The sequence below is a fragment of the Nocardioides sp. genome (assembly GCF_035429765.1).
Lineage (GTDB): Bacteria > Actinomycetota > Actinomycetes > Propionibacteriales > Nocardioidaceae > Nocardioides.
In genome coordinates, this window is the sequence record NZ_DAOMFK010000168.1 from 1 (window position 1) to 7,056 (window position 7,056).

Annotated in this window: 10 protein-coding genes; 5 read left to right on the forward strand and 5 right to left on the reverse strand. The window is 73.7% G+C overall.

Going from position 1 to position 7,056, the window contains the following annotated elements; translation table 11 throughout:
• Positions 1 to 988 (forward strand): coiled-coil domain-containing protein (locus PLP61_RS13320; RefSeq protein ID WP_324503222.1); only part of this gene is annotated, 988 nt, incomplete at its 5' end.
• A 206-nt stretch (positions 989 to 1,194) separates the two neighbouring features.
• Positions 1,195 to 2,202: an AI-2E family transporter gene (locus PLP61_RS13325; RefSeq protein ID WP_324503223.1), complete on the forward strand. Its 1,008-nt coding sequence runs from the start codon at positions 1,195 to 1,197 to the stop codon at positions 2,200 to 2,202.
• A gap of 9 nt (positions 2,203 to 2,211) precedes the next feature.
• Here the strand turns inward: PLP61_RS13325 and PLP61_RS13330 are convergent, their stop codons facing one another.
• Complete coding sequence (locus PLP61_RS13330; protein ID WP_324503224.1) at positions 2,212 to 2,481, reverse strand: DUF1876 domain-containing protein; 270 nt, start codon at positions 2,479 to 2,481, stop codon at positions 2,212 to 2,214.
• A 312-nt stretch (positions 2,482 to 2,793) separates the two neighbouring features.
• Here PLP61_RS13330 and PLP61_RS13335 point away from each other — a divergent pair, with 312 nt between their 5' ends.
• Positions 2,794 to 2,991: a DUF1918 domain-containing protein gene (locus PLP61_RS13335; protein WP_324503225.1), complete on the forward strand. Its 198-nt coding sequence runs from the start codon at positions 2,794 to 2,796 to the stop codon at positions 2,989 to 2,991.
• A gap of 15 nt (positions 2,992 to 3,006) precedes the next feature.
• Here the strand turns inward: PLP61_RS13335 and PLP61_RS13340 are convergent, their stop codons facing one another.
• Positions 3,007 to 3,960, reverse strand: a complete 954-nt coding sequence (locus PLP61_RS13340) for an EamA family transporter (protein ID WP_324503226.1) — start codon at positions 3,958 to 3,960, stop codon at positions 3,007 to 3,009.
• Positions 3,961 to 4,002: 42 nt separating this feature from the next.
• Between PLP61_RS13340 and PLP61_RS13345 the strand changes: the two genes are divergently transcribed.
• Positions 4,003 to 4,563 carry a CGNR zinc finger domain-containing protein gene (locus PLP61_RS13345; protein WP_324503227.1) on the forward strand — a complete coding sequence of 187 codons (561 nt, stop codon included), beginning with the start codon at positions 4,003 to 4,005 and terminating at the stop codon, positions 4,561 to 4,563.
• A gap of 116 nt (positions 4,564 to 4,679) precedes the next feature.
• The gene (locus tag PLP61_RS13350; protein WP_324503228.1) at positions 4,680 to 4,937 is read left to right on the forward strand and encodes a PspC domain-containing protein; all 258 of its coding nucleotides are present in this window, start codon (positions 4,680 to 4,682) and stop codon (positions 4,935 to 4,937) included.
• Positions 4,938 to 4,954: 17 nt separating this feature from the next.
• On the opposite strand, the gene PLP61_RS13355 is transcribed toward PLP61_RS13350, so the two are convergent.
• The 3 genes from PLP61_RS13355 to PLP61_RS13365 form a co-directional block, all read right to left on the reverse strand.
• A complete protein-coding gene (locus tag PLP61_RS13355) occupies positions 4,955 to 5,755 on the reverse strand; it encodes an alpha/beta hydrolase (RefSeq protein ID WP_324503229.1) in 801 nt (266 codons plus the stop codon).
• A gap of 28 nt (positions 5,756 to 5,783) precedes the next feature.
• Positions 5,784 to 6,554 (reverse strand): endo alpha-1,4 polygalactosaminidase, encoded by a 771-nt coding sequence (locus PLP61_RS13360; protein ID WP_324503230.1) that lies wholly within the window; start codon positions 6,552 to 6,554, stop codon positions 5,784 to 5,786.
• Between the two features lie 88 nt (positions 6,555 to 6,642).
• Positions 6,643 to 7,056 (reverse strand): NADH-quinone oxidoreductase subunit I (locus tag PLP61_RS13365; RefSeq protein ID WP_324503231.1); only part of this gene is annotated, 414 nt, incomplete at its 5' end.

Below are 7,056 nucleotides of genomic sequence, written 5' to 3' on the forward strand. Positions count from 1 at the left end.
ACTGCCGCTGGTGCGCCGCGGAGGCTATGACAAGGAGGCCGTGGACGGGAGGCTGCGCCAGCTGACCGCGGAGCGGATGGGGCTGGAATCCCGGCTCCGGGACGCCCAGCAGCGACTCGCCGGGCTCAGCGCCGACCTCGAGGCCGCTCGGGCGGAGCTGGCGGAGAACCAGAACCCGTCGTACGCCGGCCTGGGCGGCCGGGCGAGCGCGATGCTCCGGCTCGCCGAGGAGGAGGCCGCTGAGGTCCGGGAGAACGCCCGACGTGCCGCCGACGAGATCCGGGCCCAGGCCACCCGCGACGCCACGGCGATCCGCAACGAGGCCAAGCGGGACGCGGAGGACATGCGGGTCGTCCAGCTCAAGGAGCTCGAGGAGACCCGCACGCGCATCCTCACCGACGCCGAGCAGGAGCTCGCCCTGGCCAGGGCGGAGGCCGAGGACGCCCGGGCCGCCGCCCAGCGGGAGGCCGACCAGATCCGGCTTGCCGCCGACCAGGAGGCCACCGAGCTGCGCACCTCGGCCAAGCGCGAGGCCGAGCAGCAGCGTGCTGCCGCGGACCGGGAGGTCCAGGAGGCCCGGCGTACCCTCGCCGTCGAGAAGGAGCGGCTGGCCCGCGAGGCGACCGACTTCCACGCCACCGCCATGGCCGAGACCAAGCGCCTGGTCGAGGAGTCCGAGCAGCGCGCCGCCGCGGCCGACGAGCGGGCCCGGGAGACCACCAAGCTGGCCGGCAAGCAGCGCAAGGCTGCGCAGACCGAGTCGGAGGGCCTGCTCTCGAGGGCCCGCCGCGAGGCCGAGCAGATCGTGGCGGCTGCCCAGACCCAGGCCGAGACGATCACCACCACCGCTCGCAGCGACGCCGACCGTGACCTGGCCGCGGTGCGCGTCGAGCTGGACACGATCACCCGTCGTCGCGACGCCATCGCCGCGCAGCTGGCCTCGCTCAAGGACGTCGTGTCGGGGTTCGCCGACGACGAGGCTGAGTGAGCGGGCCGCAGGCCCCGCCCCCGGGGCCTGAGCCCGCCGAGCCGGATCGCCCGGAGCCCGACGTCCCGGCGGCCGTGGCGGATGCCTCGGCCGCCCCGGTCGTCCCGGCGGCCGGCGTTCCGGCGGCCGGCGTTCCGGGGACCGGCGTTCCGGGGACCGGCCCCAGGTCCGGGCGCTGGCCCCCGCTGACCTCACACTCGCCCTTCGTGTGGGGGTTCTTCGCGGCGGCCGGGGCGCTCTCGGCCTGGTGGCTCGGCGGGCTCTTGCTGGGGATCAGCTCGGTGCTCGTGCTGGTGGTGATCGCGATGTTCCTCGCGGTCGGGCTCAACCCGCTCGTCGAGTGGCTAGTCGGCCGCGGCGTACGGCGGGCCTGGGCGGTGCTGCTGGTGACCTTCGCCGTGCTCGTCGGGATCGTCCTGTTCGTCGTGGCGATCGCGCCGACCGTGAGCGACCAGATCACCGCACTGTCCCAGAACGCGCCGGAGTGGTTCGACCGGCTTCAGCGGAACCGGCAGGTCCGGGAGCTCGACGCGAAGTACGACGTCCTCGACAAGGCCAAGGACTACGTCGAGAACGGCGACCTGATCAACAACATCTTCGGTGGCGTGGTCGGGTTCGGCCTGCGGATCCTCTCCCTGTTCGGCGACACCTTCATCGTCGTGGTGCTGACCCTGTACTTCCTGGCGTCGCTGCCCACCCTGAAGCGCGGGATCTACCAGTTGGCTCCGGCCTCCAGCCGGGAGCGGGTCACGGTGCTCGGGGACCGCATCCTGCGCAACGTCGGCGGCTACGTCTCCGGAGCCTTCGTGGTCGCCACCTGCGCGGGGCTGAGCACCTTCGCCTTCCTGATCGTCAACGGGCTCGGCCAGTACGCCCTCGCGCTGGCCCTCGTGGTGGCGCTGCTGGACGTGATCCCGATGATCGGGGCCACCCTCGGGGCGGTCATCGTCTCGGCGATCGGGTTCGCCACCGACATCCGCACCGGACTGGTGTGCGTGGCCTTCTACATCGTCTACCAGCAGCTGGAGAACTACGTCATCTACCCGCGCGTGATGTCCCGTTCGGTGGACATCCCGGGGTGGCTGACGGTGATCGCCGCGCTGGTGGGCGCCTCGCTCATGGGTGTCGTCGGGGCGCTGCTGGCGATCCCGACCGCCGCCGCGCTGCTGCTGCTGGTCCAAGAGGTGGTGCTGCCGCGCCAGGACGCCCGGTAGCGGCCGGGCTCACTCCGTGAAGCTGGCCTTCGCGCCGACGTTCTGCTCGACGTCGGCCGTCGCCGCCTCAAGGAGCTGGTGGGCGAGGTCGCCGAAGGCCCGGCAGGCCGCCAGCTCGTCACCGATCTCGGGGACCTCCCGGTCCGCCGGGTTGCGGCGGGCCACCCCGCTCCCCCGGACCTCGGTGCCGGCATCGGTACGCAGCACCGCGTCCGCCTTCGTGTGGTCGCCCTCCTCGTAGAGGAACACCTCGACATGCCAGGTCCTCGTCGTGGTCACTGCGCCCTCCCCTCTCGAGCCCGGCGCGACCGCGCGCCGGGACGCTGCCTCCATGGTGCCCCTCCTGGCACCGCGGGCGTAAGGACGTGGGTCACCCTTCCTCGACCATCCCCTCGCAGGCCGGCACCAGTGGCGGGCGATCCGTGACGTGGCCGGGCCGGCACCGACCGGCCGGGGAAAGCGGCAGCCCGCACCCCACCCACGAGCACGCGTGCTCTTGACCCAGCCACCAGGAGTGAGAGGCTGGTGCTGAGGCGGTGCGGTGGGTCCGGCCGCCGACACAGCAGGAACTGAGTGGGTGAGGAGATGGCGATGAAGGCCGCAGTGGGTGACCGTCTCGTGGTCCGCAGCCAGCACCTGGACGGGCCGGTACGAGATGCCGAGATCCTCGCGGTCCGAGGCACGGACGGCGCGCCACCCTACGTGGTGAAGTGGTCCGACACGGGCCACGAGACGCTGGTGTTCCCAGGCCCGGACGCGTACGTCGAGCACCAGTCGTCGGTGTCCTGAGCCGCACGGCAGGGGTCAGCGCGGGGCAGTCGCGGGACTCTCCCCCAACTTCACCACGACGACCCCCGCCAGGATCAGCAGACCGCCGACGGCCTGCACGGGCCGCGGCAGCTCGCCGAGCAGCAGCCAGGCGAAGGCCAGGGCCGCGAGCACCTCGGTGAGGGCCACGAACGAGGCCAGGCGTGAGCCCAGCCGGCGTCCCGCGGCGATGCCGGCGGTGTAGGCGATCGCGGCCGTGACGACGCCCAGGGCCAGCACCGGGACCCACCACGGCACCGTGCCTGCCGTGTAGTGCACCGGGGCGGTGGCGAACCGCAGGGGCACGACCCCGGCCACCCCAGCGGCGAGCAGCAGGAGCGAGCCCGTCACCAGTCCCCCGGCGGCCAGCACCAGCGGAGGCAGCCCGTTGTCGTGCTGCGCGGAGAGGACGAAGTAGTACGCCGCGCCAAGCATCGCCGCCAAGGCCCAGGCGATACCCGCGGCGCTCACCTGGGCGCCTGCGACCAGGTCGAGCACCAGTACCAGGCCCACCCCGGCCAGCAGGGCACCGGCGAGCGTCTGCCGCCCCGGCCGGTGGTCGTAGCGCAGCCAGAGCCAGACGACCACCGCGACCGGGGCGGTGTACTCGATGAGCAGGGCGGGGCCCACCTGCATCCGCGCCACCGCGTTGAAGTACGCGAGCTGGCACCCGGCCACCGCGATCCCGCCGTAGGCCAGCAGCAGCAGGGCGTTGCGGCCCAGCAGCTCCCACCGCCCGCGCAGCGCCACCAGGGCGGGACCCACCAGCACGAGCGCCGCCAGGCCCACCCGGGCGGTCACCGCCGCCCCGGTGCTCCAGCCGGCTTCGAGCAGCCCCTTCGCCAGCGCCCCGGACAGGCCGAAGGCGGTGGCCGAGACGACGGCGAGCACCAGCCCGGAGGTGGCGAGCGTCTGCCGCACCACCGGGGTGTCATGGGTCAACGTCGTCATGATCCATGACACTAGAAGCAGACCCTGTAATCTGTCAATGTGATGTTCACCCATGACACGCGGAGCGCCCTGGCCGCCGCGGTGGCGCTGGCCAACTCCGCGGAGCGGCCCGACACGCTCACCTCGGTGGCGGAGCTCGACAGGTTCTTCGCCGAGCACCGGTACAGCGGCCGGCACGACCGCACCCCCGAGGAGCTGGAGTCGGTGCGGGCCCTGCGTCCCGCCCTGCGGGCGCTGCTCACCGCCGACCGGGACACGGCCGTGGAGACGGTCAACCGGATGCTGGCGGAGGCCGGTGCCTGTCCCCGGCTCGTCCGTCACGACGGCTGGGACTGGCACCTCCACGTGGTCGCCCGGGACCGGCCGCTGGCCACCCGGATCACGGTGGAGACCGCGATGGCGGTGATCGACCTGATCCGCGCCGACGAGCTCTCCCGGCTGTCGGTCTGCGAGGCCGACGGCTGCGTGGGCGTCGTCGTGGACCTGTCCCGCAACCGCTCGCGCCGGTTCTGCAGCACCGCGTGCGGCAACCGCACCGCGGTCGCCGCCTACCGCGCCCGTCGGGCCGGAGCAGCGGGCGGGGCCGACCGACCCGACCCCTAGGCACAGGTCCAGGGATCGCTCAGGGCTCCACCCGATGTGCCGGACCCCTGCGCGGACGCACAGTGGAGGTAGCAGGGAGAGGCCCTGCACACCACACCGAAGGAAGTAGCAGCAGCATGAACGACATCCACGCCAGCTTCGCCCAGCAGGGTCTGGTCCGGCCGCAGCAGGAGCGCGTCCTGGGCGGCGTGTGCGCAGGGCTCGGACGGCGCTTCGGCATCGCCCCTTGGCCCGCCCGGCTGCTCTTCGTGCTGCTGCTCATGGTCGTTCCCGGGAGCCAGATCCTGGTCTACCCGATCCTGTGGATCCTGATGCCGGCCGAGCAGACCCAACCGGTCCAGCCGCCCCAGCCCCCGACGGTGCCGGCGGCCTGACCCGGAGCACACGGTCGTCAGTCGGTGAGCGGCCCCGGCACCGGCACGTCCCGGTACGCCGCCAGGTTGTGCGCGTTGTACGCCGAGGTGTCTGCCGTGGCCATCGGGCCGTCCCACTCCCTCGGCAGCGGGAGCGGCACCTGCGGGGCGACCCGGCGGACGATCTCGTCGAGCACCCGCTCGGCGTCGCCGACCCACAGGTGCTTGGCGCCGGGAACGCCCACCACCTCGGCCTGCGGGATCACCGCGAACCGCCGCCGGGCCTCCTCGGGGCGCAGGTAGTCGTCGAGCTCGGGGACCAGCGCCGTCACCGGCTTCCCCGAGTCGGCCCACTCGGCCAGATGCTCGGGGTCGGAGAACCGCAGCGGGGGCGAGAGCAGGATGGCGCCGGTGACGAGCGGGTCGTGGCCGTGCATGAGCGCCAGGTCGGTGCCGAAGGACCAGCCCACCAGCCACACGTTCGGCAGGTCGTGGAACTCGGCGTACTCGATGGCCGCGGCGACGTCGTACTGCTCCCCGACGGCGTGGTCGAAGGCCCCTTCCGAGGTGCCCTGCTCGCTCCAGGTGCCGCGCGTGTTGAAGCGCAGCACGGCGAGGCCGGCCAGCGCCGGCAGCCGGAAGGCGGCCTTGCGGTACACGTGGCTGTCCATCATCCCGCCGTGGGTGGGCAGCGGGTGCAGGCAGATGAGGGCGCCGACCGGGGCGCGGTCCTCGGGGACCGCGAGCTCGGCGACCAGGCTGAGCCCGTCCGCCGTGTGCAGGCTCACCGCCTCGCGGCGGGCCGGAAGCACGGAGTTGGCGCGGATCTTCGCAGGCACCCCGGCAGGCTACCGGCCGGGGTGGGGCTCAGCACCAGGCGTGGACGCCGTGGGGGGTGAGGGCGCGGTCCCGGAGCACGACCGGCAGCCGGGCACCGTGGTGCCGGCAGGTCCGGCGGAAGTCCTTGCGCCGGTACTCCACGACCAGCACCTGCCGCCCGTAGTCGCTGACGTAGCTCGCGCACTCGCGCCACCGGCCGCACTCCTCGGCGATCGCGAAGTCGTAGCCGACCGCCGTCCCGTCCCAGCCCGCGCGGTTCTTCTGCGCGGCGGCCAGCCCGGCCGCGTGCGCGCGCCCGACCAGCAGGCTCGCGTACCGGCTGGCCTGACGGCCGGTGAGCAGGCCCTTGCTCCGGGTGTAGGAGTCGAGGTTGTCGTACTCGACCGCCTGGTAGCCGTCCTCGGCGCACCCCGCCACCCACCTCCCGACAATCCGGGCGAGCCTGCGGCGCTTGTCGGCGGTGCGGATGTCCAGCAGCCACTCCCCCCAGGCCTCGTCGACGACCGGCCGCCCGCCGTGGCGCAGCACCAGGTCCAGGTGCCGACGCCAGAACGACCGCTCCTCCGGCTGAGTCTGGAACCCGTTGACGTAGCAGACCGAGTAGGCCCGGCTCGAGGGCCTCGCCCCTCGGTCGCGCACCACGATCCCCACGTGCGCGGGCAACGGCCCGCTGCCGCCGAGCTGGTAGTCGACGTCGGTGCCGGTGGGTGGCAGGGTCGGCTCCGAGGCGGCCGACGCCCCCGGCGGCGCCACCACCGCACCCGTCAGCAGGACCAGGATCGCCAGCCAGCTGCGCATGTGCACCATGATGCAGGCAGAGGGGACCCGGCCGCTGGGGGGGCGGCGCAGGCGCCGGGAGTACAGGCTGAGGTGGCGCTCGCGTGTGTCAGGTCGGCGCACACGGATGCAGCGCGGACCCGAAGGCGTGCTCGGCGCGGAAGGCGCACGGTGGGCAGAGCCGGCCCTCGGTGGCCGGGTGCCGGGCGCCGCACCGGCGGCAGCGAGCCACCTCGAGCCGGGCCAGCTCGATGGTGCCCCCTTCGCCCGGGGCGACCTCGACCAGGTCGAGGACCGACAGCACCCCGGTCACCGAGAGCGCCGCGGAGGGACACAGCCGCACGCACGCCTGGTCGGCGCGGCAGAGGTCGGCCCGGTGTCGCAGCACGGCGCTCCCGGCGTCGTCGGCGATCTCCAGGGCCTGATGCGCGCAGGCGGCCACGCAAACCCCGCACGCCACGCAGCCGGCGGCCTGCAGCTGCACCGCCAACGGCGGGCCGGCCCTGGCCGGCCGGGAGGAGCG

Coding starts and splice junctions, on each gene's coding strand:
- PLP61_RS13335 (WP_324503225.1), top strand. CDS start 2,794: ATGAAGGCCGCAGTGGGTGACCGTCTCGTGGTCCGCAGCCAGCACCTG.
- PLP61_RS13340 (WP_324503226.1), bottom strand. CDS start 3,960: ATGACGACGTTGACCCATGACACCCCGGTGGTGCGGCAGACGCTCGCC.
- PLP61_RS13345 (WP_324503227.1), top strand. CDS start 4,003: ATGTTCACCCATGACACGCGGAGCGCCCTGGCCGCCGCGGTGGCGCTG.
- PLP61_RS13350 (WP_324503228.1), top strand. CDS start 4,680: ATGAACGACATCCACGCCAGCTTCGCCCAGCAGGGTCTGGTCCGGCCG.
- PLP61_RS13360 (WP_324503230.1), bottom strand. CDS start 6,554: ATGCGCAGCTGGCTGGCGATCCTGGTCCTGCTGACGGGTGCGGTGGTG.